Annotated in this window: 17 protein-coding genes; 7 read left to right on the plus strand and 10 right to left on the minus strand. The window is 59.5% G+C overall.

Annotated features, from left to right (window positions below; genetic code table 11):
* Nucleotides 1-16: 16 nt before the first annotated feature.
* Complete coding sequence (locus tag ACQZ6J_RS19510; protein ID WP_204326427.1) at nucleotides 17-1,261, minus strand: GGDEF domain-containing protein; 1,245 nt, start codon at nucleotides 1,259-1,261, stop codon at nucleotides 17-19.
* A gap of 411 nt (nucleotides 1,262-1,672) precedes the next feature.
* Here ACQZ6J_RS19510 and clpP point away from each other — a divergent pair, with 411 nt between their 5' ends.
* The 4 genes from clpP (at nucleotide 1,673) to hupB (ending at nucleotide 7,198) form a co-directional block, all read left to right on the plus strand.
* Complete coding sequence (clpP, locus tag ACQZ6J_RS19515) at nucleotides 1,673-2,305, plus strand: ATP-dependent Clp endopeptidase proteolytic subunit ClpP (protein ID WP_004122396.1); 633 nt, start codon at nucleotides 1,673-1,675, stop codon at nucleotides 2,303-2,305.
* A gap of 297 nt (nucleotides 2,306-2,602) precedes the next feature.
* Complete coding sequence (gene clpX, locus ACQZ6J_RS19520; RefSeq protein WP_015339478.1) at nucleotides 2,603-3,880, plus strand: ATP-dependent Clp protease ATP-binding subunit ClpX; 1,278 nt, start codon at nucleotides 2,603-2,605, stop codon at nucleotides 3,878-3,880.
* A gap of 420 nt (nucleotides 3,881-4,300) precedes the next feature.
* On the plus strand, nucleotides 4,301-6,721 hold the full coding sequence (lon, locus tag ACQZ6J_RS19525; RefSeq protein ID WP_163986154.1) for an endopeptidase La: 2,421 nt from the start codon (nucleotides 4,301-4,303) through the stop codon (nucleotides 6,719-6,721).
* A 201-nt stretch (nucleotides 6,722-6,922) separates the two neighbouring features.
* A complete protein-coding gene (hupB, locus tag ACQZ6J_RS19530) occupies nucleotides 6,923-7,198 on the plus strand; it encodes a DNA-binding protein HupB (RefSeq protein ID WP_163986153.1) in 276 nt (91 codons plus the stop codon).
* Between the two features lie 89 nt (nucleotides 7,199-7,287).
* On the opposite strand, the gene ACQZ6J_RS19535 is transcribed toward hupB, so the two are convergent.
* Together ACQZ6J_RS19535 and ACQZ6J_RS19540 are read right to left on the minus strand one after the other, a co-directional pair.
* Nucleotides 7,288-8,040 (minus strand): SDR family oxidoreductase, encoded by a 753-nt coding sequence (locus ACQZ6J_RS19535; RefSeq protein WP_449085268.1) that lies wholly within the window; start codon nucleotides 8,038-8,040, stop codon nucleotides 7,288-7,290.
* A gap of 139 nt (nucleotides 8,041-8,179) precedes the next feature.
* Nucleotides 8,180-9,166: an aldo/keto reductase gene (locus ACQZ6J_RS19540; RefSeq protein WP_449085269.1), complete on the minus strand. Its 987-nt coding sequence runs from the start codon at nucleotides 9,164-9,166 to the stop codon at nucleotides 8,180-8,182.
* Between the two features lie 222 nt (nucleotides 9,167-9,388).
* Here ACQZ6J_RS19540 and ACQZ6J_RS19545 point away from each other — a divergent pair, with 222 nt between their 5' ends.
* Both ACQZ6J_RS19545 and ACQZ6J_RS19550 read left to right on the plus strand, forming a co-directional pair.
* Nucleotides 9,389-10,624: a metallophosphoesterase family protein gene (locus ACQZ6J_RS19545; protein ID WP_449085270.1), complete on the plus strand. Its 1,236-nt coding sequence runs from the start codon at nucleotides 9,389-9,391 to the stop codon at nucleotides 10,622-10,624.
* The gene (locus ACQZ6J_RS19550; RefSeq protein WP_449085271.1) at nucleotides 10,624-14,079 is read left to right on the plus strand and encodes an AAA family ATPase; all 3,456 of its coding nucleotides are present in this window, start codon (nucleotides 10,624-10,626) and stop codon (nucleotides 14,077-14,079) included. Before ACQZ6J_RS19545 ends, ACQZ6J_RS19550 begins: the two co-directional genes overlap by 1 nt.
* Before the next feature lie 27 nt (nucleotides 14,080-14,106).
* Here the strand turns inward: ACQZ6J_RS19550 and ACQZ6J_RS19555 are convergent, their stop codons facing one another.
* The 7 genes from ACQZ6J_RS19555 to ACQZ6J_RS19585 all read right to left on the minus strand — a co-directional run bounded on the left by ACQZ6J_RS19555 (nucleotide 14,107) and on the right by ACQZ6J_RS19585 (nucleotide 22,782).
* Nucleotides 14,107-16,293, minus strand: coding sequence for a glycosyltransferase family 2 protein (locus ACQZ6J_RS19555; protein WP_449085272.1), 2,187 nt, complete (start codon nucleotides 16,291-16,293; stop codon nucleotides 14,107-14,109).
* Nucleotides 16,294-16,339: 46 nt separating this feature from the next.
* Nucleotides 16,340-17,272, minus strand: coding sequence for a hypothetical protein (locus ACQZ6J_RS19560; RefSeq protein WP_449085273.1), 933 nt, complete (start codon nucleotides 17,270-17,272; stop codon nucleotides 16,340-16,342).
* Between the two features lie 197 nt (nucleotides 17,273-17,469).
* Nucleotides 17,470-18,552, minus strand: a complete 1,083-nt coding sequence (locus ACQZ6J_RS19565; RefSeq protein WP_449085274.1) for a capsule biosynthesis protein — start codon at nucleotides 18,550-18,552, stop codon at nucleotides 17,470-17,472.
* A 212-nt stretch (nucleotides 18,553-18,764) separates the two neighbouring features.
* Nucleotides 18,765-19,418 (minus strand): ABC transporter ATP-binding protein, encoded by a 654-nt coding sequence (locus ACQZ6J_RS19570; RefSeq protein ID WP_163986146.1) that lies wholly within the window; start codon nucleotides 19,416-19,418, stop codon nucleotides 18,765-18,767.
* Nucleotides 19,419-19,431: 13 nt separating this feature from the next.
* Nucleotides 19,432-20,736 carry a capsule biosynthesis protein gene (locus ACQZ6J_RS19575; RefSeq protein ID WP_449085275.1) on the minus strand — a complete coding sequence of 435 codons (1,305 nt, stop codon included), beginning with the start codon at nucleotides 20,734-20,736 and terminating at the stop codon, nucleotides 19,432-19,434.
* 16 nt (nucleotides 20,737-20,752) lie between these two features.
* The gene (locus tag ACQZ6J_RS19580) at nucleotides 20,753-21,625 is read right to left on the minus strand and encodes a hypothetical protein (protein WP_348643454.1); all 873 of its coding nucleotides are present in this window, start codon (nucleotides 21,623-21,625) and stop codon (nucleotides 20,753-20,755) included.
* Nucleotides 21,626-21,945: 320 nt separating this feature from the next.
* Nucleotides 21,946-22,782, minus strand: coding sequence for a class I SAM-dependent methyltransferase (locus tag ACQZ6J_RS19585; RefSeq protein ID WP_449085276.1), 837 nt, complete (start codon nucleotides 22,780-22,782; stop codon nucleotides 21,946-21,948).
* A 675-nt stretch (nucleotides 22,783-23,457) separates the two neighbouring features.
* Between ACQZ6J_RS19585 and ACQZ6J_RS19590 the strand changes: the two genes are divergently transcribed.
* Nucleotides 23,458-24,636: a polysaccharide biosynthesis/export family protein gene (locus ACQZ6J_RS19590; RefSeq protein WP_163986142.1), complete on the plus strand. Its 1,179-nt coding sequence runs from the start codon at nucleotides 23,458-23,460 to the stop codon at nucleotides 24,634-24,636.
* The last annotated feature ends 24 nt before the right edge of the window (nucleotides 24,637-24,660 follow it).

Raw genomic sequence — 24,660 nt, forward strand, 5'->3', positions numbered from 1 at the left:
TGTCGGGAAAGCGCGGTCACATTCTGGCGATCGTGCCCATGCGTCGCAACGCATGGATCTGGTCGTCGAGGGTCGGCACCAGCTCGCCTTCGTCGGCGGCAGGCGCATCATCCGCTTCTTTCGCCGATTCCATTTCGTTGAAGACGATGGTGCAATTGCGGCCCGCGTACTTGGCTGCGTAGAGCGCGCGGTCCGCGGAGGATACCAGCCGGTCCCAGCTGACGGTATCGAGCGTCATGATCGCAACGCCGATGCTGACGGTCGCCGGCACCAGCGAGCGCCCGGCCAGCAATGGCACGCGGCAGAAATCGGCACGGATGGTCTCGGCCAGCGCTTCCGCCTGCGATTGATCGTCTATGGGAACGAAGGCGACGAATTCCTCACCGCCCATCCGACCGAACGCGCCGCTGCGCGGGACGAACTGGCGGGCGACGCGGGCAAATTCGACCAGCACCGTATCGCCGGCCTGATGACCGTGGCGATCGTTGATCTTCTTGAAGTGATCGAGATCGAACAGCAGCGCGGCGAGTTTCTGCGTCCGTTGCTGCCCATCCCCGGCCAGGATATCGTAGCTTTCCTGAAGTCCGCGCCGGTTCAGAACCCCCGTCAACGTGTCGGTGATGGAAATTGCGCGCCAGCGGCGTTCGGAGCGTTCCATCAGCAATTTGCCGTTGAGAACAATGGCGACGATGACGAGCAGCCCGTAGCCGAGCGCCATGTAGCCGCGATAGATCATGGCGTCTTCGAGCGCCGGGGCCAGAAGCGCCATCCAGATGGCGGAACCGAAGCAGAAACAGGCAAGCGTCATGAAGACGACACCGAGCTGCCCGCGCGCCGGCTCGCGCCGGCCGTCGGACGGATGAACGGCGAATGCGAGCAATGTCGCACCGGCCGCGCCCGCGAGGTCATAGAGGATGACGCGATTGACGAAGCTCTCGCTGACCCACGGCAAGCTGACGCCTATCAGCCAGATGACTGGCGGCAAGAGCGCGGACCATTCGAGCTTGCGCTTGTCCATGAGCCGGAAGCCGAAGATCCATGCGCTTTCGCCGAGCAATGCAACGGCATTGCCGATCTGGATCGTCCAGATGTCGGGAAGGATGCCGCGAGCCGCAACCAGAGCAAACCCCACCGCGCTGACGGTGAAGCCCATGGCCCATATCAGATAGGCGGGCGATTTGCGGTCGTGCCGCCAGGCAAGAAGGAGCACGGTCGCCAGGGTTATGGCTTCCGAACACCAGATGGTCAGGCCTGTCGTCATGTTGAGCACGATTGCTACTTCTCCGCTGCCTCGTCCCCGTCGGCGCAAAGGCACAACGATTTCTGCGATGGCCCATCCTTGCCGAAGAAGATGGTAAGTTCCTTAAATGAGTTGGTAAATTTTGCCTATGTGGATTTTCCAAGCCGTATCGGCAGGGACCTTCATGCTTCCTTCACCTTGCAGATGGGAAATACCGTGGGTAGCGAAAGAGGCGGCGCTGGAGCGCCTTGGCATTCGAGGCGCGGTGTTTAGAAATGCTTTGTCAACGCTTCCTGGCGCATTACAGCTTTTTGACGTTATGCTTTTGGGCGTCTTGAAGTGCATGGCAGGGACACTCTATGTAGGAGTAAAGGATTTTTACTCCGATTCCCGGCGCCTTCGTCGCCGGGGCAAGTTTGGTAAAGGACGCACATGAGAAATCCAGTCGATACAGCTATGGCTCTGGTGCCAATGGTTGTTGAGCAGACCAACCGTGGGGAACGTTCCTACGATATCTATTCCCGCCTCCTGAAGGAACGCATCATTTTCCTGACCGGGCCGGTCGAGGATCATATGGCGACCTTGGTATGCGCCCAGCTTCTCTTCCTCGAGGCCGAAAACCCGAAGAAGGAAATCGCGCTCTATATCAATTCGCCGGGCGGCGTCGTGACCGCGGGCATGGCGATCTACGACACGATGCAGTTCATCAAGCCGGCGGTTTCGACGCTGTGCATCGGTCAGGCTGCGTCCATGGGTTCGCTCCTGCTCGCCGCCGGCGACAAGGATATGCGTTTCGCCACGCCGAACTCTCGCATCATGGTTCACCAGCCGTCGGGCGGTTTCCAGGGGCAGGCTTCGGATATCGAGCGTCACGCACGCGACATCATCAAGATGAAGCGCCGCCTCAACGAAGTTTATGTCAAGCATTGCGGCCGGACCTACGAAGAAGTCGAGCAGACGCTCGATCGTGACCATTTCATGTCCTCGGATGAGGCTAAGGAATGGGGTCTTATCGACAAGGTGCTGACGTCGCGTACCGAAATTGAAGGTGAAAGCGCCTCGTGATTTATCCGCGAGGCGGTGACTTCTACGCCACAGTTCTATCCCATTTGTGATTGAATAGGGGTTTAATGTGGAACGGAACGCGCTAATAGTAGGCATTAATGCTATGTAGCGTTTTTGTGACATAGCATTCGGCATTCGACGGGGGATCGTTGCCACGCAGTTCGGGTCGGTTGCCTGACCTGCGTTCAGTACCCTGAAGGGCGCCGCGATCTGCAAACGAGGGGCAGGTCCGGCGGGCGCATTGAGTGGACCGCGATTTCAGTTTGGAAATTGGCGGCGTGCTGGAAGGAAAGTGATATGAGCAAAGTCAGCGGCAGCAACGGCGGCGACTCGAAGAACACACTTTATTGTTCGTTCTGCGGTAAGAGCCAGCATGAAGTCCGGAAGTTGATTGCCGGGCCGACCGTCTTCATCTGCGACGAGTGCGTCGAACTATGCATGGACATCATCCGCGAGGAAAACAAATCCTCGATGGTGAAATCCCGTGACGGTGTTCCGACTCCGCAGGACATCATCAAGGTTCTCGACGAATACGTCATCGGCCAGCGGCAGGCGAAGAAGATCCTCTCCGTTGCCGTTCATAACCATTACAAGCGTCTCGCACACGCATCGAAGAACGGCGACGTCGAGCTGGCGAAGTCGAACATCATGCTCGTCGGCCCGACCGGCTGCGGCAAGACCTATCTCGCTCAGACGCTCGCCCGCATCATCGATGTGCCCTTCACCATGGCCGATGCGACGACATTGACCGAAGCAGGCTACGTCGGCGAAGACGTCGAAAACATCATTCTGAAGCTGCTCCAGGCTGCCGACTACAACGTCGAGCGCGCGCAGCGCGGCATCGTCTATATCGACGAAGTCGACAAGATTTCCCGCAAGTCGGACAATCCGTCGATCACACGCGACGTCTCGGGCGAGGGCGTGCAGCAGGCGCTTCTGAAGATCATGGAAGGCACGGTCGCGTCGGTTCCCCCGCAGGGCGGCCGCAAGCATCCGCAGCAGGAATTCCTGCAGGTGGATACGACCAACATCCTCTTCATCTGCGGCGGTGCTTTTGCCGGCCTCGACAAGATCATCTCCGCTCGCGGCGAGAAGACGTCGATCGGCTTCGGCGCTACGGTCAAGGCCCCGGATGATCGCCGCGTCGGCGAAGTCCTGCGCGAACTGGAGCCGGAAGATCTGGTGAAGTTCGGCCTCATTCCGGAATTCATCGGCCGCCTGCCTGTGCTGGCGACGCTGGAAGACCTGGATGCGGATGCGTTGATCCAGATCCTGTCGGAGCCGAAGAACGCTCTCGTCAAGCAGTATCAGCGCCTGTTCGAGATGGAAGATGTCGAGCTGACCTTCCACGAAGACGCTCTGCGCGAGATTGCCCGCCGGGCGATCGTCCGCAAGACGGGCGCTCGCGGTCTGCGCTCGATCATGGAAAAGATCCTGCTCGACACCATGTTCGAACTGCCGGCTCTGGAAGGCGTTCGCGAGGTGGTCATTTCCGAGGAAGTGGTTCGCGGCTCGGCCCGTCCGCTCTATATCTATGCCGATCGCCAGGAGGAAAAGGCCAACGCAACGGCCTGATCCCAGCATCAGCGATCACGAATCGGGGGCTCGTCATCGACGGGCCCCTTTCTATTTGAAAAATCGTGCACTTTGCTGATAAAGTCTTGGATAAGCTCGTGGGAACGCCGTTGAAACCGGTTGTGAAGAGTGCCCGCTGCAGCCATGATGGCATGATTCTGGAGCATTCGGCGGATGGGGCTCGAGCCCGGCGTTTTATCTTCGGATTTTGCCTCGCCGGCCGTGTTCGAGTAGCCGGGCCTCTGTGTTTGTTGTTGCGTTCCTCCTCGTGAACAAGCGGGGCTTCTGTCTGGCGACGGAGCGTCCCGCATGACTTGAAATAGGTAGTGTGAAGCTCCACTTGTTTACCAAGTGAGAGAGCCGGCTAATCCCCCCAAGCCGGCGATGAGCCCGGAAACGGGACGACGGAAAGGAAATGACATGAGTAAGAAAACGTCTGCGGCACATGAGAGCATTGCCTATCCGGTACTGCCGTTGCGCGACATCGTGGTTTTCCCCCACATGATCGTGCCTCTGTTCGTCGGACGGGAAAAATCCATTCGGGCGCTGGAAGAAGTCATGGGTTCGGACAAGCAGATCATGCTGGTCACCCAGATCAACGCCAGCGATGATGATCCCGCGCCGGACGCCATCCACAAGGTCGGTACCGTTGCAAATGTTCTGCAGCTGCTGAAACTGCCTGACGGCACCGTGAAGGTGCTGGTCGAAGGCCGTGCGCGCGCGGAGATCGATGAATATACCGGCCGTGAGGATTTCTACGAGGCCCTCGGCCATGTCCTGAGTGAACCCGAGGAAGACCAGGTCGAACTGGAAGCGCTGAGCCGTTCGGTTGTTTCCGAGTTCGAGAGCTATGTAAAGCTCAACAAGAAGATTTCGCCGGAAGTGGTTGGCGCTGCTAGCCAGATCGACGACTATTCGAAGCTGGCCGATACCGTTGCGTCGCATCTGTCGATCAAGATCACCGAAAAGCAGGAAATGCTGGAAACCACCAGCGTCAAGGCTCGCCTGGAAAAGGCGCTCGGCTTCATGGAAGGCGAGATTTCGGTTCTGCAGGTCGAAAAGCGCATCCGCTCGCGCGTCAAGCGCCAGATGGAGAAGACCCAGCGCGAATACTACCTGAATGAGCAGATGAAGGCGATCCAGAAGGAGCTCGGCGACGGCGAGGAAGGCCGCGACGAGATGGCCGAACTGGAAGAGCGCATCTCCAAGACCAAGCTGTCGAAGGAAGCCAAGGAAAAGGCCGATGCCGAGCTGAAGAAGCTCCGGCAGATGAGCCCGATGTCGGCCGAAGCGACGGTGGTGCGCAACTATCTCGACTGGCTGCTGGGCATCCCGTGGCACAAGAAGTCGAAGATCAAGGCTGACCTGAACAACGCCGAGAAGATCCTCGAACAGGATCATTTCGGCCTGGAAAAGGTCAAGGAGCGCATCGTCGAATATCTGGCCGTCCAGGCTCGCGCGACGAAGATCAAGGGCCCGATCCTGTGCCTTGTCGGCCCTCCGGGCGTCGGCAAGACCTCGCTTGCCCAGTCGATCGCCAAGGCGACCGGCCGTGAGTATGTCCGCATGGCGCTCGGTGGCGTTCGTGACGAAGCCGAGATCCGCGGTCATCGCCGTACCTATATCGGCTCGATGCCCGGCAAGGTCATCCAGTCGATGAAGAAGGCAAAGAAGTCCAATCCGCTCTTCCTGCTCGATGAAATCGACAAGCTGGGCATGGACTATCGCGGCGATCCGTCTTCGGCCCTGCTGGAGGTGCTGGATCCCGCGCAGAACTCGACCTTCATGGATCACTACCTGGAAGTCGAATACGATCTGTCGGACGTGATGTTCATCACGACGGCGAATACGCTGAATATCCCTGCGCCGCTGATGGACCGCATGGAAGTCATTCGTATCGCCGGCTACACCGAGGATGAAAAGCGCGAGATCGCCAAGCGGCACCTGCTGCCGAAGGCCATCAAGGAACATGCGTTGCAGCCGCAGGAATTCTCGGTCAGCGACGATGCCCTGATGGCGATCAGCCAGCAGTACACCCGCGAAGCCGGTGTTCGTAACTTCGAACGCGAATTGATGAAGCTCGCCCGCAAGGCGGTCACCGAGATCATCAAGGGCAAGACCAAGTCGGTTGCCGTAACCGCCGAGAACATTTCCGACTATCTCGGCGTACCGCGCTTCCGTCACGGCGAAGCCGAACGCGACGATCAGGTCGGTGTTGTTACCGGTCTCGCCTGGACTGAGGTCGGCGGCGAGCTGCTGACGATCGAAGGCGTGATGATGCCGGGCAAGGGCCGCATGACGGTCACCGGCAATCTGAAGGAAGTCATGAAGGAATCGATCTCCGCGGCGGCCTCCTACGTCCGTTCGCGTGCTGTCGATTTCGGCATCCAGCCGCCGCTCTTCGACAAGAGCGACATCCATGTGCACGTGCCGGAAGGTGCGACGCCGAAGGATGGTCCGTCTGCTGGTGTCGCCATGGCAACCGCGATCGTTTCGATCATGACCGGCATCCCGGTTTCCAAGGATGTCGCGATGACCGGCGAAATCACGCTGCGCGGTCGCGTGCTGCCGATCGGCGGCCTGAAGGAAAAGCTGCTGGCAGCAATGCGCGGCGGCATCAAGAAGGTGCTGATCCCGGAAGAAAACGCCAAGGATCTGGCGGAGATTCCGGACAACGTGAAGAACAGCATGGAAATCATCCCCGTGTCGCGCATGGGCGAGGTTATCAAGCACGCGCTTGTTCGCCGGCCCGAGCCGATCGAGTGGGATGGCACCGTGGAAACGCCTGTAATTGCTACGGTTGAGGGCGTTGACGAAGTGGGTTCGACCATCGCTCATTGAGGCCCTTTGCCTCAATTCCGTCGAATTGACCTAAAAGGCGAAAAGACCGGCAATTTTGCCGGTCTTTTTTTGTGAAAAGCGTATGGCAACGCTTGCTTTTCCTTGATTTGCAGGGTTTTTGGGGGTGCGGCGGGTAAGAGCATTCCTATTTGCGCCCCGCTTACTGATAAGTCGTTTCATACCAAAGAAAGGGGTGGAAACATGAACAAGAATGAGCTCGTGTCCGCAGTGGCTGAGAAGGCCGGTATCACGAAGGCTGACGCTGCTTCCGCTGTTGACGCTGTTTTCGAGACCGTCCAGGCTGAACTGAAAAAGGGCGGCGACATTCGCCTCGCTGGTTTCGGCAGCTTCACCGTTTCCCACCGTGCAGCCACGAAGGGCCGTAACCCGTCCACCGGCGCTGAGGTCGATATTCCGGCCCGCAACGTACCGAAGTTCACGCCCGGCAAGGGCCTGAAGGACTCGGTCAACAGCTAATTCGTTTTCACCCGCCGCGAGGCTTTTGCCTTGCGGGTGGATACATTGGGGCCCGCCTAAGCGGGCCCTTTTTTATTGCCTTCGTGCCGTCAGAGCAGCGTCCGGCCACCGTTGACGGCGAGCTTCTGTCCCGTGATGAAATCCGCCTTACTCGAGGCAAGGAACGCCACCGCATTGGCGATATCTTCAGGCCTGCCGAAGTGGGCCAGCGGCGTGTGGGCGAGATAGCCGTCCTTTGCCTGCTGCGAAGCGTCGGCATGGCGCTCCACCGGAATCCACCCCGGAGCCACGAGGTTGACGGTGATCCCTTCCGGCGCCAGCTCTCTTGCCCAGGAGCGCGTCATCGCCAGCATGGCGCCCTTGGCGGAGGCATAGTTGCCGAAATTGGGATTGCCGAGCTCCGCGACTTCCGAGCCGATGTTGATGACGCGGCCCGACTTGCGCGCCCGCCAATCCGGCAGAACCGCCTGCAGCAGTTCCAGCGGCGCCTTGACGAAGAACTCGAGCTGATCGAGATAGGTCCGCCAGGATTGCTCCATGAGAGGCATTTCCGGCTGCTGGCCGGTCGCATTGTTGACGATCAGGTCGACCGGCCCGAGCGACGCCTTGATCTTCTCGATGCCGCCAACGATCTGGTCCTTGTCGATCACGCTGAATTGAGCGGCATAAGCCTGTCCGCCGCGCTGCCGAATGGTGTCGACGACCCTCTCGGCTCGCTGCGTGTCGCTTGCGTAATTGACGGCGACCGCCCAGCCGGCCTCGGCAAGCTCCAGCGCAATCACCGCGCCCAGGCCGCGAGAGGCGCCCGTTACCAGCGCTACCTTCATTGCATCCTCCTCCATGTCCGCTCCTAACGCGGACCTCTTCTCCCATATGTCTCCCGACCGGGCGGGCCCCGTGCATCGGTAAGGCCGAGCCGACCGAAAGACATCGTCAGGGTGGCCGAAGGCGTGCCCCCGGCCACCCGTTTCGAACCGGCTGCTACCAGCGGTGATGAACGTGCGGCGCGATCAGGCGTTCGTAGATTTCGCGCATCGCCGCCATGACGTCGGCGGAAAGCGGAGCCAGGCCGGCCGCGGCCGCATTGGCCTTTGCCTGCTCGGCATTACGCGCGCCGGGGATAACGACGGTAACGGCCTCGTTCATCAGGATCCAGCGCAGGGCGAAGGCCGCCATGCTGGCGCCGGCCGGCACCAGCTTGCGCACTTCTTCCACGGCCTGGAGGCCCACGTCGAAGGGAACGCCCGCAAAGGTCTCGCCGACATCGAAGGCCTCGCCATGACGGTTGAAGTTGCGGTGATCGTCGCTGGCAAACTGCGTATCGCGGGTAATCTTGCCGGAGAGCAGGCCGGAGGCGAGAGGCACGCGGGCGATGACCGCCACGTTCTTCCGCTTCGCTTCCTTGAAGAACAGATGGTCGGGCCGCTGGCGGAAGATGTTGTAGATGATCTGGATGCTGAGCACGCCCGGATATTCGATCGCTTTCAGCGCCTCTTCGACCTTCTCGACGCTGACGCCGTATCCCTTGATCTTGCCGGCCTTCTGCAATTCGTCGAGACCGGCGAAAACCTCCGGCCGATAGAGAACCTCGGTCGGCGGGCAGTGAAGCTGCACCAGGTCCAGGCTTTCCACGCCGAGGTTCTTCAGGCTGCGGTCGATGAAGCCTTCGAGATTGGCCTTGGTGTAGCCATCGGCTACATGCGGGCTCAACCGGCGGCCGGCCTTGGTCGCCACCATCGGGCGCTCGCCGCCACGGGCCTTCAAGACGTCGGCAATGATCTTTTCCGAGCGGCCGTCGCCGTAGACGTCGGCCGTATCGATGAAGGTCATGCCGGCATCGAGAGCGGCGTTGAGGGCCGCACGGCCATCGGCCTCGCTGACATCGCCCCATGCGCCGCCGATCTGCCAGGCGCCAAAACCTACATCCGTAACGATAAAGGGCGTGCGTCCGAAAGCATGATGTCTCATGAGATGTCTCCTCTCTTTTGATCGCTGGATAACAGCGCAGTAGCAGCCGCCCGGGCATGCCACAAGCGCGCATCCGCAATGAAGGATCGCAATCGCGTGAACCAGGCGTATGACAGCCCGGCTTCCCCGACGAAACCGTTGGATGACGTCGCCGGCGCGGTATTCATCGCGCCTCCGTTTCCTTAAGAAGGAAAGATCGCATATCTGACGCCATCGGAACCCATGTCCTCTTTCAGCTTCATCCATGCCGCCGATCTGCATCTTGGCAGCCCCTTCCAGGGCTTGGCCCTGAAGGACGCCGCCGTCGCTGCCGTCTTCGTCGAGGCCAGCCGCAAGGCCTTCTCGACGCTCGTCGGCTTGGCGATCGAAAAGCGCGTCGATTTCTTCGTGATCGCCGGCGATGTCTATGACGGCGATTGGAAGGACAACAAGATCGGCCTGTTCTTCAATCGTGAAATGGCGCGGCTGGAGCGGGCGGGAATTCCCGTTTATCTGCTGCGCGGCAATCACGACGCGGCAAGCGTCATCACCAAGACCATCACCTTGCCGCCGAACGTCCATGAGTTTCCGACCGCCAAGCCGGGCAGCTTCAAGCTCGAAGCGCTCCGGGTGGCGCTGCACGGCCAGGGCTTCGCCGAGCGCTCCGCCAACGACAATCTGGCGCTTTCCTATCCGGCACCCGTCGCCGGCTGGTTCAACCTGGGCATTCTCCACACCTCGCTCACCGGCCGAGAGCCGCATGCGCCCTATGCGCCGTGCTCGGTCGATGATCTGCGCTCGCGCGGTTATGATTACTGGGCGCTTGGCCACGTTCATGACTATGAAGTCGTGGCGCAGGATCCGCTCGTTATCTTTCCCGGCAACCTGCAGGGGCGCAATATCCGCGAGCGCGGTGCCAAGGGTGCTGTGCTGGTGACGGTCGAAGACGGACGGATCGAGCACGAGCGCCTGATCGTCGATGAGGCGCGCTTTGCACAGGTCGATATCGTCATCGGTCCGGAGGACGATCAGACGGCGATCCTGCGCCGTGTCGAGCATGCGGTGCAGCCCATGGCTGACGACATGGCTGGACGGATGACCGCGCTGCGCGTCCGGCTTTCCGGCGAAACGCCGCTGCACGGCGCGATAGCCGCCAACCGCCAGCAATGGCGCGACGAGGTGGAGGCCGCCTGCCATCGCGTACATGAGGATATCTGGCTCGAAAAGCTGGAACTGAGGCTGGAACCGCCAGCGGAGAGAGCTGCGGATGCGGACGGTGCGCTGGATCTGCGTCAGCTCCTGGCCGAACATGCCGGCGATACCGATATCGCGGTGGAAGCGGGCCGCCTGATCGATGAGATCGCGGTGCGCCTGCCGGGCGGCCTTGGTGCGACGGAGCAGCCGCTGGACGACAGCATGGAAGCCCTCATCGAAGAGGCGCGGCAATTGCTGCTTGCCCGCGGGCAGGGGGCAGCCTGATGCGCTTTACCCGGCTCGATATTCTCCGCTATGGCGCGCTGACCGATCGCACGCTCGATTTCCGGGCCGGTGCAAGGCTGCATGTCATCTATGGCCCGAACGAGGCGGGGAAATCCTCGGCGCTGAGCGCGATCTCCGATCTTCTTTTCGGCTTCCCGACCGCCGCCGAACAGAGTTTCCTGCACGAACCCAATACATTGCGGATCGGAGCCGATATCAATGCACGCGACGGCGCGCGGCTGAGCTTCCGCCGCCGCCGTGGCCGGAAGGGAACGCTTCTCGCCCCTGACGACAAGGAGACGCCGCTGGCCGAGGATGCGCTTGCACCCTTCCTCGGCAATTTGAGCCGTGACGTCTTCGAACGCGCCTTCGGGCTGGACTCGCAACGACTTCGGCAGGGCGCGACCGCGATGCTGCGCAGCGGCGGCGAGATCGGCAGCCTGCTGTTTTCGGCGGCGTCCGGTCTGACCGGCCTGTCCCGGCTGCGTCAGTCGCTGGAAACGGAGGCCGACGGCATCTATGCCGCCAGGCGTTCGAAGGATCGCGGTTTCTACCAGGCTCTCGATCGCTACGAGGATGCGCGCAAGGCCGAGCGGGACAACGAGCTGAAGTCCGGCGATTGGAAGAAGCTCCTCGCAGAAGTGGCCGAGCTGGAGACTGAGCTGGAGCGCCTGCGGACGGAACGTCGCGGCACGCGGGAGGCACTGGACCGGTTGAAGAGGCTCAAAACCTTGCAGCCCTTGCTCGCCGAAATCGATGCGGAAAGCATGGCGCTCGATCGCCTTGCCGATCTCGCCGCCATACCGGACAGTTTCGCCGATACGCTTGAACAGAGGCTGCGCGACCGGCAAGCGAGCGAAGAAGAGCTGCGCCGGGCCCGGCAGGCCGTTGCGCGCGCGGAAGAGGATCTCTCGCGCATACAAGTCGATGACGCGCTGTTGCAGATATCAGGCGATGTAACCCAGCTCTTTGCCGATACAGGCAACTACCGCGCCCAGCGTCACGACCTGCCGCGCGTCGATCAGGAGCTTGCCGGTTATGACACGACGCTTTCGCAGCTCGCCCGCCGCCTCGGTCTTGCCGAGATCGAGCTGGAGCGGCAGCAACCGAGCGATATCGATCGTGTACGCCTGTCCGAGCTGGTGGAGCAGGGCAGGCAGCTTGCGCGGCAGATGCAATCTCTTGCCGAGCAATCCGAGAACGAGCGCAGACAGCTGGCTGCTTTGGAGAGGGACAGCCTTGCGGGCCGGTTGATCGATCCCAGACCCTATATCGATCAGCTTGAGGCATTGGCTGGCGATCTCTCGGCCTTGAGCAGGCTTGACGGCTTGGAAACGCAGATACGGCGCATCGAGGTCGATCTCGATGAAGCGGCCCGGCGGCTGCAGCCACCGGTTGGTGACATCGATGCCCTTTTTTCGGTGCCGCTTCCGGAAGCGACGGAGATTACGGGACATCGCGACGTCATCGATGACGCTCGTTCGAAGATGCGCGAGGCGGCCGGAAAACTGCAGAGCTATGATGAACAGCTGGCGGAGATAGAACGCACGCTTGCCGACGCGGAACGTACCGGGCCGATCGTCACGCGCGAGCAGATCGCAGCGGCACGCGAGGGCCGTGACGGGCAATGGGTTTCGATCCAGCAAAGATGGTCGGATGGCGCCGCTCCCGAGGCCAAGCTGCTTGCCGCCCTGACCATGAGCCTAGCCGAGGCCGACCGTCTCGCCGATGCCGCCTTGAGCGATGCGGATCGTGTTGCGCGCCACGCCGATTACCGCCTGCGTCAGGCGCGCTTGCTGCAGGAGCGGGAAGAGGCCTCTCGCCGCCTCAAGATCTGCGAGAAGTCTTTCAAGGACGCTCAGGCGACCTTCGCTGCCCTTTTCGAGCCCTGCGGTATCAATGCCCTCGACCCTTCGACGATGCTGGAGTGGCGACGCGGAGTGGAATTGCTGCGCCGCGAGCGCAAGGCGTTGCGGGATCTGCTCGACGAGCGCGATGAGAATGCGCTGGCGGAAGGCCGCGTCCTGCCTGCCTTGCAGGACATCGTCGAAGCGACCGGCTACAGGAGCGGCCGCCTTCCGCCCGCTGCGATTGCCGAAGGGCTGCGCAAGCATCTGCGCCTTCTTTCGGAACGCTGGAGCGAAAGCCGGACACGCGAAGGAGAGATCGGTGCTGCGCGCGACCGGCTGGCCCGGTTCGACGATCAGCAACAGATATTGGAACGGCGGCATGCCGACTGGCGCGGCGCGTTCGGCAAGGCCGTGGAGCTTTTGGGCCTGCCATCCGATACGACGCTGGACATGGCGAATGCTGCGCTGAAGGCATGGGAGGAGCTGCCCGATCTTCTGGCGGAGCGAGAAAACCGTTTGCGCCGGGTCAATGGCATGCGGCGTGACATGGCGGATTTCGAGCGGCGGCTGGCGACGCTTGCTGCCACCAGCGGTTACGAACTGGACCATCTGCCGCCGGATGGTGCTGCCGAGGCGCTGCACACCCGCATCAACGCCATGCGCGGCGAATTGAAGAAGCGCGACAGCCTCGAAGAGGAACGGCAGCGCGGGGAAGGGCTGGTGGCGCGCCAGGAAGCAGCGCTTGCCGCCATCGCGACCGATCTCGACCTTCTGACTGGCGATCTGGGCGGCGTGGAGGACCTGCCGGCCTTGCTATCGCGACTGCGCGAGCGCCTGCGTCTCTCCGGACGGCTTGCCGAAAGTCGCGACCGCTTCCGTCAGCAGGCCGACGGCAAGGCCGAAGACGACCTTCGTGCCGAGCTTGCCGGCTTCGAACGGGTCGCTGCCGATCTCGAAATCGAGCGCCTGACCGAAGAGGATCAGCGTCAGTTCGCCATGCATGGCGAGCTTTCGGCGCGACTGGCGGAGAACCGCCGTCAGCGGCAGTCCTTGGAAACGGGCGTCAGCGCCGAATACGCGGTCTTCGAAAAGCTCTCGGCCGAGCAGGAGGCAAAGGACCTCGCGCGGCAATGGGTGGTGCTGAGGATTGCGGCCCGCATGCTGGCAGGCTCGATGGAGGCCTATCGCGAGAAGCAGGCCGATCCCGTCGTCAGGCGGGCCGGCGAGCTATTCTCGCAGTTGACCGGCGGCCGCTTCTCCCGTCTCGTGGAGGCGCACGACGAAAGCGATGCGCTGCAGCTGCTGGCGGAACGCGCCGCCGGCGAACGCGTGCCGCTGGATGGCTTGAGCGAGGGTACGGGCGACCAGCTCTATCTCGCCTTGCGTCTGGCGTTTCTCGAGGATTATTCCGCCCGCAACGAGCCGGCGCCGCTGATCGTCGACGATATATTCCAGACGTTCGACGACGAACGCGCGCGCGCCGGACTGCAGGTTCTGGCCGCAACGGCCGACCGCTTCCAGACGATCCTGTTTACCCACGAGAAGAGCGTGGTCGAGATCGCTGAAAGCGAGATCGGCAAGGGGCTCGACCTGATCCAGCTCTGATCGGGGCCGGCTGCGGCCCCGGGGTTTCTACGAGGCCGACGGGATGTGCAGTCGTGTCGGTATCACGATCCTTGGATCTGACTTGTCCCGGCTGTAGGCCGGATTGAGCGAGCGGTCGATGAAATTCTGCGTGGCGTGCAGCCGTCGCAGGTTCTGCTTCTCCTGCTCGAACCGCTTCTTGCGCTCGCCGGATTTGTCGGACCCGCGCGACAGCGATTCGTGATGATATAGGCAGGCAAACGGTGTCCAGACGATGCGATAGCCAGCCTTGTGCGCGCGCAGGCAATAGTCGACGTCGTTGTAGGCCACCGCGAAATTCTCCTCGTCGAACAGGCCGATCTTCCGGAGGCAATCGCCCGAAATCAGCATCACCGCCCCGGTCACGCAGGTCATGGTGTTGCGCACATGCAGCCGGTTCATCGGCCCGCCGAACTCCTTCGGCTTGTTCATGTACCAGTGGCCGGCCAGCCCGCCGAAGCCGATCACCACGCCGGCGTGCTGCATCTTGTCATTCGAGAATAGCAGCTTGGCGCCGACGATGCCGGTTCTGTCGTAAGCGAGGCAGGAGACCATTTCCTTCAACCAGCCTGGTTCTATGACTTCGACATCGTTGTTGAGGATGAGGCAGTGTTCCCCGGTCGCCGCCTGCAGGCCACGATTGATCGAGCGGGAGAAATTGAAGGCCTCCGCCGTAACGGATGCGGAGAATCGCGGCTCGGTCTGGCGGTAACGATCGTAGAGATCGAGAACCGATTGATCCGTGGAGCCGTTGTCGATGACCAGAACTTCGAAGTTGGGATAGTCGGTCTTTGTGAAGATATCGCCGAGGATGCGCGAGATCAGATCCAAATTATCCTTGCTCGGAATGACGATCGAAATCTTCGGCCACTCGCGCGGCGCTTCAAAAATGACGCGATGGAGCGTCTTGGTGAGAGCGCCTTCCACATCGATCGCCTGCTGCAGCCGCTCGAACCTCTCGGTCAACGCCTTCCTGGCATTGCTGGTGGCGGCATCCATGAATTTGCGCGAGTAGGTTTTGCCGTTCCGGCGCCACCAGTAGGCGGGATAGGGCAAGTGGAGAATGCTCTCCTCGGGAAGGCTCTCCAGATAGCGCAGCAGCAGATCATAATCCTGCGAGCCGTCGTAGCCGGTGCGCAGATAGCCGATCTCGCGAAGCCGGCTGTGGCGATAGATGGAGAAATGATTGATGTAGTTCACGCCCGTCAGCAGTACGGAATCATAGGCCGGCTTCAGCATGACGCCGGTCGGCTTCAGGGTGTCGTCCACCACCAGTTCGTCCGTATAGAGGAAGTTCGCCTCCGGATTTCGCTCCAGCGTATGCCGGATGAGCCTGAAGGCATGGGGCGCGATGACATCGTCATGGTCGAGAAAGGCGATCCATTGTCCTTGCGCATGCGCCAATCCGGCATTGGTGGCAGCAGCGATCCCACCGTTGCGCTCGTTCAGTACGAAGCGGATGTTATCCTTCGATTGCTGGCTTTCATACCATTGCCGCGTTTCCGATGAGGTCGAACCATCGTCGCTCAGGATAAGTTCGGTCCCTTGCTCGCTTTGTGCTTCGAAGGATTTGACGAGGTCGTCCAGATAGCGAGGCGGCGCGTTGTAGACGGGAACGACGATGCTCAGCCAGTTCCCGGCGGTTGCCGATACCGGTGGCGCGGCCAACTCGGCGGCGAGCCGATAGTTCGCGTCGGCATATTGCACGGTCAGGCTTGCTCCGCGCCGGCCAAAGCGCAGCCTGGGCAGCTTCATCCAGTGCCGCGGCAGCTTGCCGAGATCGATGCGTCTGGTTGTTTCGTCCGCGCCGAGGACCTCGGAAATATATCTCTCGGCCGACTTGGCGGATGCAAAGGTCCTGGCATCGAACTGGAAACGCGTTGGAAACGTCGCTGGATCGGCGCGCAATGAGCAGATGGTGCCGACCGAACCGATATCTGCCGTGACGATGAAGCGACGGCCCTCCGGGAATGAGACGGCATCCTTTTCACGGAAGCCATAACCGCGGTTGATATAGAACTTCGGGTCTATGGGCTCGTCAACCGCGGCAATATGAATGACCAGCAGCCTTTTGCGTACCGGCGAAAACCTGATCTCGAACGCGGGATCGTCGCCCACGGACGTCCATAGGTCGGGAGGAGCATCGGCGGATATTTCGCGTTCGAGGTCGGCGTTCGGTACGATTTTGAGTGTCATCGAAATATTGTTTATCCGGACGCCTTGAGGCGTCGTTTATGAGATTTCAGATCTGGGCTACGCCGCTGAGCGGCTCGAAACATATGCCGGGAAATGCCGGGTTCGCATGCAGGCGCATTTTCTCGATCGAATTTCTTGTGGCATCGCGAGCGGCGAGCCGACGCTCCCGGTTGCCCACCAGCTGGTCTATGGCTGTCAGCCACGCCTCCGGAGTATTGTCGATGTGAAACTCTCCGGCGACGGCGCAACGCGCGAACGTCGGGCATCGGGAGAAGATCGCGGCCGCCTGCAGGCGGCTGATGTCGATCCGCTTGGTGTCGGAACGGCTCGCATTCGTCTTTCCCGCCAGGAGGGGCGCCAGGGCGATGTCGGCGGCATGATGCGTTGTCTTGGCAAGATAGGCCGGCCACGACAGGGGTGGCCTGATCGCAATCCGCGTGGCATCGATTCCCTGCCGGCTCCATCGGCGCGCGAGGCCGCCCCCGGCGAACACTTCAAAATGCAGGTTGACGTGCTTTTCCATCGCGGTTCTGACGACGGGCATCAGGAACTCATGCTCGCGGCGATGAACGCCGGTGGCGTGATAGACCATCTGCAGCGGGGCAGCAGCCTGGTCTTCGGCAGATGCCGCGCCGTGAGCCGGCTCCGCCGGCAGCGGGGCGAGAACATCGATCCGGTGGCCCGCAGTAGCGAGGGAATCCGCCAGGGTTTCGGTGGAGGACCAGATGTCCGTCAGGAGCCGGTTGACCCGGGGCAACGGGCGAATGGCCAATCTCAGCAATCTGAACTTATAGTCCCAGTTTGCCTCGTTGCCGGCGACCACGGCGGCGATATCGTCGTCAACGAAGTACGCCACTCCGGCGAGACGTTCGCGCCGCTGCTCCAGCCAGCGAATATGCGGCGGCTTGATGTAACGGCAAATAATCACAAAAAGCCCGTCGCTTTCGATCCCATCCAGGGGGTCGTCGAGGCCTTTCATGATCACAGGGATCTCGCCCAGCGTTTTGGTTCGCTCGTCAAGATAATAGCTGACGCTGGGATTGGGATATCGCGACAGGATAAGAAGCCGTTTCGCGATACGATGCCTATTCTCCGCCGGCCTTCCCAGCGACCGGGGCCGGGGAAGCAGTTTGTAGATGACGTTGCGTAGAATCTGCATGGGGCCGCCTGCGCAACTTACGTCAAACGACTTCGGATATTCGACAGCACGCCGACGACGATGCCCCAGATCGCCAGGCTCGCCGCAAGAATGACGCCGATCCAAAGCGCTCGCTTGGGATATTCGGCCTCGTCCGGCAGGCTGGGTGCGAGAAATGTGTCGAGGTAAAGAAGCTGCTGCTTGCTTACGAACTGAACCTGTTCCAGCGTCTTCATGCTCGTTGCGAACTGCTGCTCCGCAAGACTTTGCTCGAGCTCCCGCTGGGACAGATCCACCGACACATCCGCGAGGTTCTGTTCCGATTTGTTCTGCCCGGCAATCTGGCTGTTCAATTGATCCAGCTGCTTCTGCTTGCTATCGATTTCGCGTTTGAGAATGCGCATCTGAGGAGCATCGGCGGACACCGTGCCCAGCATCGCATCATATTTTTGTTGGAGGCCTATTCTCTCGGTTTGCACCGTCGATATCAACGTCGACAAGATGGTCGACGACCCTTCGACGCTGAGAACGCCCGATTGATTGCGGGCGCTCAAAAGATGTTCTCGCGCCGTCTGCAATTGATTTTTTGCGTTGTCCAGGTTGGTTTGCGCCGTGGTGATGACATCCCGCCAGATGCGATTGTTGACCTCGTTGACCGCCCCTTCGGAAGCCTCGACGACCGCCTCTAAAACCCGCTGGGAATCGGCCGCCGAAAAAGCGCGTAGCTTGACCGTTACGATACCGCTGTTCGCGTCGACTTTCACCGATACGATATCTTCCCAGTAGTCGAGCAGCTTTTCCGAGCTGGCATCCTTTTTCAGCCGCGCGATCGGATCGATCGATGAATCGCCATAGATTTTCCGCAGATCGATCTTGCCCTCAAGAGCCGTCAGCATGTCCTTGCTTTGAATGAAGTTCGTGACGATCTGGGTATCCTGGACGATTTGCGTGGTCGGCAAGCCGGTGACCTTCGCCAACTGGTTCTTGCCGAGCGCCGGGCTCGATGAACGGACCGTGAAGCGTGCTTCGGATTGATATTGATCGGAAGCCACGCACGTAAAATAATAGATGGAAGCCAGGTTGGGCACGACAAGCAAAAGAACAGCCGAAAGCAGCGACACTTTTTGAATGACTTGCTCTAGCGGGCGCGGTCTGAGGCCGACAGCCTTGAACAGCTGACTCCTTCTCGACGTCGAGAAACGCAGTTTGCGCGCAGTAACCGACAGCCTCGCCGCAACCTCGCGGCTTTGCTTGGTCGCCGTGAGCTCAACGGCCTTGGACGTGTTTCCGCTATCTTGAGCCATATTGGGCCGTACCGGCAATCCTTCTAACGTTATCGGTTCAATCTGTAATAGGCTTCAATAGCTTGCTCGACCTTGTCGAAAACAACAAGCCTGCCGTCCACGAGCACCATGCCTTTATCGCAGTGCTTCTTAATCATGTTCATGCTGTGCGAGACCATGATGATGTCGGAAGTCTTGCGTCGACTTTCGAATGCCGCCCGACAGCGCTCTTGAAACCGGGCGTCGCCGACGGCCAGCACCTCGTCGACCAGATAGCATTCGAACTCGATCGCCATCGAGAGCCCGAAGGCCAGTCGCGCGCTCATCCCCGAAGAGTAAGTGCGCACCGGCGCATCAATATAATCGCCAAGCTCGGCGAACTCCTCCACAAAACGGGAGACGCGTCGCACGTCTTCGCCGTAAGCCCGGGCGACGAAATGCAGATTGGCCCGGCCGGTCATGTAGGGATTGAAGCCGCTGCTGAGCCCCAGGGGCCAGGATACCCGCACATCCTTTGAAATCTTTCCGGAGTTGGCCAGGATGGTGCCCGCGATCATTCGGATCGTCGTCGATTTTCCCGCGCCGTTCACGCCGAGAAGGCCGTAAGAGTAGCCGGACGCAAATTCACAGCTCACCCGGTCCAGAATGATCTTCCTGCCGTTTGGGGTCTTGAAGAACTTGGAGACGTTCTTGAAGCGGATCATGGTGCATCGCCGCTCATACTCGGTGATCCTCCACGGACGCCCAGATGAGCGAGAGGGTCGCCCAGGCAACCGTGAGGGCGAGCAATATGATCAGCGGCGTGCTGATGCGCCTGGGGAACATTGCTTCTTCCGGTAGCGTCGGCCTGACGAAGACTGCGAGATACAGCGTCTTGCGCAAGGCTTCCGCGAGCACGGTGTCGTAGTTCTTCTGCGAACTCTCGTATAGCTTTTGCGCTATCATGCGATCGGTATCGAGCCTGGAATATTCCAGCAAAGCCTTTGCAAGGCTTGCGTTCTCAGGACCGGTCAGTCCCGATTTCATCTTGTCGATCTGGGCATCCAAGCTGTCTTTGGCGAGACTCAGCTGTTGATAGGTCGGAGAGCCGTCGGCGTTGGATTGCCGCATGACGAAAAGGCGCGTTTCGAAGTCCAGCTTCTGCGCCAGAAGGCCCGTGAGAATTGCGCCGCTGTCCTTGGCCTGCGCTTCGGGGCTGAGCAGGCCCGATGTGTGCTGAAACTGGTTCAACGCCAGTAGCGCGTCGCTGTAGGTCTTTCCGCTCTTCTCAAGGTCGGCCTTCATGCTCTGCACGATATCGTTGCGTGCTCGTTCGGACAGCTCATTGATAAGCTTTTCGCTTTCCTGAATGACCGCATTCGCGAGCCTCACCGAATCCTCGGGAGAGAATGCCCTGATCTTCAGCGTTATGATGCCGGAGGAGACGTCGATATAGGCGCTGACATGATCGTTCCAATACTTCAGGAATTCCTCGTCAGGCTCGGACGCGGAGAAGCGGGAAAGAAAATCCGTATCGCCTTTCGTGAATATCGCCTTGTAGTCGATCTCGCCACTGATCCTCTTTAGGATCTCTGAGGAGTGGATAAAGCTGGTGACGACATAGGCGTCCTGGGTGGCGGAGCGCATGGAAAGAGCACCGACGCCCGAACCGGTATTCTGTGCGGTGTCGTTATTGTCCGATTTGTCATCCGCATCGGAACCGGAACCCGAGACCGAGCGAACGGCAAAGCGGGCCTCGGCAACATATTGGTCCGAAGCGATGAAGGCATAATAGACGGAGCAGGCCAGGAACGGCAGAACAACGAGCAACAGGAAGCCCAACAGCCTGAGCGGCGGCTTTCCTCCGGATTGCGTCTTGGGCGCCGGTCCGTCAAGAACCGGGATATATTCAATCTCTTCGATGTCGTTGCGGTCGCGGCTGGCAGGCGTGCGACGGCGAAACAGCGACGGCAGCAGATGCCTGCCTGAGACCGCTTTCGTAAACGATTCTTTCGTCTTATCTTCAATCGCTGCTTTAGGCATGTTGGCTTACATCCGTCTATCGCAATCCGGGCGTAGTCGGTTTGATCGCCTCCCGCACGTAGTGATCGAAAATCAGATCCTCTTCAAGCATCAATTCGGCAATATGCAATGAACGCAACCTCGCTGCAATCTCCTCCAGCGTACTATGTCTTGCATGTAGCGGAAGATCTCCGATCGAAATTCCAAGTAATTCCCCGAGCGCATTCTGAAACCGGATGCTATCGGTGTCATGACCGACAATAGCAAATCGGGACAATAGGTCTATCGCGGCAGCAACATCGCCGCGTGTGATGTGTTGTTCCGGTGTCGTTGTGACCAGCTGTCGTGTCACCGGGGATACCAGAACATTTCTTACATTTTGCGACGCCTTTTTCAGCGCCATCTTTAGTGCGGTTTCGCTGACGAGATCGATGTCCGCAAAGTGCTCGGCAGCCGGAGCCAGGATGATCTTGTCTCGATCGCCAAAAAACGAAATCTGGGTCGTCGCCATCCGCTTGAGAAGGAAGATGCGCAAGGCCATTTCGTAGTAAGGGTCGGTGAGCAGGACGAACGCCTTGAAGCCCTTATCCAGAAACTCCTCGTAATTGCGCATCAGCAGGCGCCCGCTGATGTAGATCGACTGGATCGCGTTCAGGTGAAAGGCTTGGAGCGCGGTCTCATGGCCGAAGCGTTCGACGGACGAGAGTTCATACTGGAACTGGCGGCCGCAATGGTAGTCGAATTTCACCATGGGCAGAAGCTGGGTCTCGAGCCGCACGACTTTCATCGGCACCACTTTCGGCACCTGGGGGCGCCGATATATCAGCAAGCCGGATTTTGCGTCGTGGATCATGAGCGTGGTGCGGCTCGCAAGATCGGGAATGATCTTCGTATCCAGCTTGAATCCCACTCGCCCGTTCTCATGCCTGCCGGAATCGATGACCGCCTGCTTGATCTGGTCGCAGGGAAGGACCATCAGTTCGCCGTCGGCATCCGATACTCTGATGGACGGGAGGTCGGAAAAGCCATCGGGAATAAGGTAGCCTTCGAGAACCGTGCCGCGATCGTATTCGAGATTAAAAAGCAAACAGATCCTCCGGCATCTCGGCACGGCTCGTTCCGCCAGTGCTGCCGCAGTTGAAAGATGGAGAATTCGCAAGCATGGGTCTCAAGACGGCAAGGCGCATCGCGTTGCTGCTGGGATCAATCCACGGCATGGCCTTCCCTCCGTCAAGGCGTGGCAGAGGCTTTACGGGCAAGAAGCGAAAAACTCGGGCCGCCAGCGTGCTTGAGGTTCTCGTCCCTGATGGTGATTTCGCTATAGCCGAGTTTCTCCAGCAGCATCAATATGTCGTCACGATGCATCCAGAAATGGCGATCTTTCATGCCGCCGCAGAACGATGCATTGGCGTTGGCGTGCTGGTAGCTCCGCTCATAGTAGCGAAGCGGAACGCCGTCGATTATCTTTGTTTCCACTTTGCCGCTGAAAGGGATTCGGCGTACGTCGCCCTCGGGCATCGCCTCTTCCAGAAAAAAATGCGTCCAGATGAACACGGCGTTCGCGCGGGCGGCCAGCAAGCGGAGAAATTCGCCGGGATCGGCCATATGGTAGAGCACGCCGGATGCCAGCGCGAAATCATACGCGTCTTCTTGCTCTATCAGCCATTTTTGTATGTCGCCCAGCATGAACGAAGCACTGCCGATATTCAAAATCTGCTTCGTGACGAGGCATCTGAGAAAACAGAGACGATTCGCCTCGATCGAGTCGATATGTGCCGGGCGTCGGCTGTGCAGCATGTAGGTATGCATCCCTTCCAGCGGCCCGACTTCCAGGATCTTTTTTCCTTCGATAGAGCCGAAGGTCTTCAAAGCCCATTCGATACGGTCGTCCGCGTAGAGAGGCAGATTTCCTGCATTGAGATTGAGATTCTTCGGAAAAGCGCAGTTCCAGCCGGAAAGGGCATCGATAGCATTTTGGTGGCTTGGCACACCTTGCTCGTATTGATCGAATATTTCCAAGGGTTCTTTCGGCTTCTTTTTTTGCAATAGCCTTGAAAAACCGAGCATCGACTCAACCTTCATTTCAACAGATATTGGTGCCAAGAAGACGAATTACTGGAGAGATTCCAACAGATACGATTATAATCATCCATTATTCACCGAGATGGCAATTCTCTGCATCAAGTTGATATAAACTACAGAAACCAATCATTAGCTTGCAAATCATTATCGCAGCGGTGTCGCAAGCAAAATCTGCGTTACCTCTGGAAATCGAAATCTTTTTCAGGCGGCGGCGTTGTCGATCCTAAAGCTTGAAACGCTGGAATGCGTTAGATCAAACCGTCAAAAACTCCTTATAAGATGACCCGGGCGTTCGTTTCTCCAAATAGGAAATCGCTTTTCGAAAACCTGAAGTTGATATCATTTCCGGATATCTCGATATATCGGAGGCTGCTTGCTTGGATGACATCTTGTCCGATTCAGTGAATTTTAATTTAAATACTTCAATTCGTAACAGTACCGTTGCGTTTTTGCCCTTCTGCTTGAGCCTGGAGCTCGGGCAGTCGTAGAAAATCAGGTGTCACCCAATGATCGCATCCGATTTTTTTGATTGTATTCCGAGTATACGGGCTTGTTGATGCGCGCCCGTTATGCTTTTCAAGGCGTCGATAGATTTGATGCATTCCATGTCGGTGCATGCCATCAGGTATCGCGGCAGCTAATAAGTTTGAGGTTTTGCAATTGATTCGTATTGGCGCCGTACTTTGTTGCGTAGTTCTGGCGGGTTGTAATTCGGTCTCAAGCGAAGGCCCGCTGGCAGGTACCATCGTAGACGACGCCGGTCAGTCCGGCGCCGAGCTCGGTCGCAGGAATGCTGCGGTTTTCGATGTCGTCGATATAGACAGCCGTAGCGCGCGCCTCGTTTCCGATTATGTTTCCTCCACCCTCAATCGCCGTTTCGGCATAGGCGGTGGCGTCGGGCCTGTCGTTATCGGCGTCGGCGATGCGCTGAAGGTCACGATTTTCGAAGCGGGTGTCGATGGTCTGTTTTCGACGGCACAGTCGAAGCAGGTGTCGCTGGATATCGTTGTGCAGCCGGATGGCACGGCCGCAATTCCCTACGCCGGCTCGGTGCGTTTCGTCGGCAAGACGCTTGAGCAAGCGCGCAAGGCTATCCTCGCGGCTCTGGCGACCAAGGCCGTCGAACCGGATGTCATCGTCACGAGCACGGGTACGGCGTCGCGGACCGTCACCGTTTCAGGCGCGGTCGGGCGCCCTTCGCTGGTTCCGTTGGACCTGACCAAGGAAAAGATCACGGAGGTCGTTGCCAAGGCCGGTGGGCCCGTAACGCAGCCTTATGAAACCTACGTCACGCTGGTTCGTGGTAACCGGACCGGAACGGTTCTGCTGAAATCGATCATCGAGCATCCCACGGAAGACATCTATGTCCAGCCCGGCGATCAGATTTTCCTCATGCGTGATCCGAGAACCTTCACCTTGCTTGGTTCCGTTCGCGGAAGCGGACGCATCGAATTTGGCGCCAACGACCTCAATCTGCTCGAAGCCGTTGCCCTGGGGCATGGCGCGGTCGATGCGGCAAGCAATGCCACAGGCTTCTTCCTGTTCCGCTACGAAGAGCCCGAAATCGCCAGGAGCCTGCTGGGTCCGGCCCGTTTCCAGGACCTGCTGCGCAAGGGGATGGCGCCGGATGACAAGGGACGCTATCCGATCGTCTATCGCTTCGACATGTCCCATCCGGACAGCTTGATCGTTGGGCAGACCTTCCCGGTCAAGAGCCGCGATGTCATCTATGTCTCGCGTCATCCTTCCGTCGATATTCGCAAGTTCCTGAGCCTTATCGGCACGCCGTTGGGCATTGCATCTCAAGGGGCGGCAACGGCAGCGAACCTGGGGCAATAGACCGGAAAGTGGAAGCCTGAGGCT

Source organism: Rhizobium sp. A37_96 (assembly GCF_053521765.1).

Coding starts and splice junctions, on each gene's coding strand:
- ACQZ6J_RS19585 (WP_449085276.1), bottom strand. CDS start 22,782: ATGCTCGGTTTTTCAAGGCTATTGCAAAAAAAGAAGCCGAAAGAACCC.
- ACQZ6J_RS19540 (WP_449085269.1), bottom strand. CDS start 9,166: ATGAGACATCATGCTTTCGGACGCACGCCCTTTATCGTTACGGATGTA.
- clpP (WP_004122396.1), top strand. CDS start 1,673: ATGAGAAATCCAGTCGATACAGCTATGGCTCTGGTGCCAATGGTTGTT.
- ACQZ6J_RS19545 (WP_449085270.1), top strand. CDS start 9,389: ATGTCCTCTTTCAGCTTCATCCATGCCGCCGATCTGCATCTTGGCAGC.
- ACQZ6J_RS19535 (WP_449085268.1), bottom strand. CDS start 8,040: ATGGAGGAGGATGCAATGAAGGTAGCGCTGGTAACGGGCGCCTCTCGC.
- lon (WP_163986154.1), top strand. CDS start 4,301: ATGAGTAAGAAAACGTCTGCGGCACATGAGAGCATTGCCTATCCGGTA.
- ACQZ6J_RS19570 (WP_163986146.1), bottom strand. CDS start 19,418: ATGATCCGCTTCAAGAACGTCTCCAAGTTCTTCAAGACCCCAAACGGC.
- clpX (WP_015339478.1), top strand. CDS start 2,603: ATGAGCAAAGTCAGCGGCAGCAACGGCGGCGACTCGAAGAACACACTT.
- ACQZ6J_RS19575 (WP_449085275.1), bottom strand. CDS start 20,736: ATGCCTAAAGCAGCGATTGAAGATAAGACGAAAGAATCGTTTACGAAA.
- ACQZ6J_RS19555 (WP_449085272.1), bottom strand. CDS start 16,293: ATGACACTCAAAATCGTACCGAACGCCGACCTCGAACGCGAAATATCC.
- ACQZ6J_RS19510 (WP_204326427.1), bottom strand. CDS start 1,261: ATGACGACAGGCCTGACCATCTGGTGTTCGGAAGCCATAACCCTGGCG.
- ACQZ6J_RS19560 (WP_449085273.1), bottom strand. CDS start 17,272: ATGAAAGGCCTCGACGACCCCCTGGATGGGATCGAAAGCGACGGGCTT.
- ACQZ6J_RS19550 (WP_449085271.1), top strand. CDS start 10,624: ATGCGCTTTACCCGGCTCGATATTCTCCGCTATGGCGCGCTGACCGAT.
- hupB (WP_163986153.1), top strand. CDS start 6,923: ATGAACAAGAATGAGCTCGTGTCCGCAGTGGCTGAGAAGGCCGGTATC.